The organism is Monashia sp. HAY1-2A (assembly GCF_056755315.1).
This window is the reverse complement of sequence record NZ_JBNDHY010000310.1, coordinates 1-1,029: the sequence shown is the minus strand read 5'-3', so window position 1 is coordinate 1,029 and position 1,029 is coordinate 1. Positions and strand designations below refer to the sequence as shown.

Annotated in this window: 3 protein-coding genes; 2 read left to right on the top strand and 1 reads right to left on the bottom strand. The window is 75.0% G+C overall.

Translation table 11 applies throughout. From position 1 onward, the window contains the following. Positions 1-207, bottom strand: a 207-nt coding sequence (locus ACPYOM_RS22040; RefSeq protein ID WP_481347597.1) for a hypothetical protein, incomplete at its 3' end; no start/stop codon positions are given. A 40-nt stretch (positions 208-247) separates the two neighbouring features. On the opposite strand from ACPYOM_RS22040, the gene ACPYOM_RS22035 reads away from it, so the two are divergent. Both ACPYOM_RS22035 and ACPYOM_RS22030 read left to right on the top strand, forming a co-directional pair. Further along, positions 248-397, top strand: coding sequence for a hypothetical protein (locus tag ACPYOM_RS22035; protein ID WP_481347596.1), 150 nt, complete (start codon positions 248-250; stop codon positions 395-397). Between the two features lie 3 nt (positions 398-400). Beyond that, entirely contained in the window at positions 401-916 is a 516-nt protein-coding gene (locus ACPYOM_RS22030) for an Rv3235 family protein (protein ID WP_481343410.1), read from the top strand. Positions 917-1,029 lie beyond the last annotated feature (113 nt).

Sequence of the window (1,029 nt, the reverse complement as noted above, 5' to 3'; positions counted from 1 at the left end):
CCCCCCCAGATTACTACGCGTCTCGTGGGCTCGGAGATGTGTATAAGAGACAGCCTCCTCACCCGCCCCCTCACCCGGCTTCCGGCCGAGCGAGCCCCTGCGGGTGGCCGACGACGAGCAGAACCGGCTCCTGACTCCCAGCCCCCGGCCCTCGACGGTCGCGCACGGCCTCGTCACGGTCCGCCGCGGCGACAGCCTCTGGACCATCGCCCGGCGACACCTGGGCCCCGACGCGTCGGACGCCGACGTGGCCCGTGCCTGGCCCCGCTGGTACGCCACCAACCGCGCGGTCATCGGTGAGGACCCCGACCGCATCGTGCCCGGGCTGCAGCTCGCGCCCCCCGCCTCCGGCGCGGCCGGTGACGCGACGACCAGCCACCCGGTCCCGAAGGAGTGACCCGTGCCCACCACGACCCGCCCCCTGCCCGGTGGTTTCACCGTGCGCGCCCTGCCCCAGACCGCCCCGGCCGTCATCTCCGCCGACGAGGCCTGGGGCGACGAGCAGCCGTACGCCCAGGACGCCCTCGCGCTCGACTTCCTCGGGGCCGGCGAGGACGACTTCGGCCGGCGACCGACCCGCACGAGCCAGCTGCCCGACCCCGGCGCCTTCGTGGCCAAGCTGTCCCAGGCGATCGTGGAGGTCGTGTCCGGCCAGCGTCCGGCGCCACAGCTCATCCGCCACACGAGCCCGACGACCTACTCCGTCCTCGCACGCCAGGCCATGGTGGCCGGGCGCCGTCGGACGCCCGGCCCGCAGCGGCCCGCCATCGTGCGCCGCGTCCGGGTGTGCGAGCCCCGCGACGGTGTCGTCGAGGCGTGCGCCGTCGTGCTGTCGCACGGACGCGTGCGCGCCCTCGCGCTGCGGCTCGAGGGCCTCGACGGTCGCTGGGTCGTCACGGCCCTCACGATCGGCTGAGCCCCAGCCGCCGAACCCCGCCCCGGGCCAGACGACGCGGGCCGGACGACACGGGCCGGACGACACGGTCCAGACGCTGTCTCTTATACACATCTGACGCTGCCGACGACGGA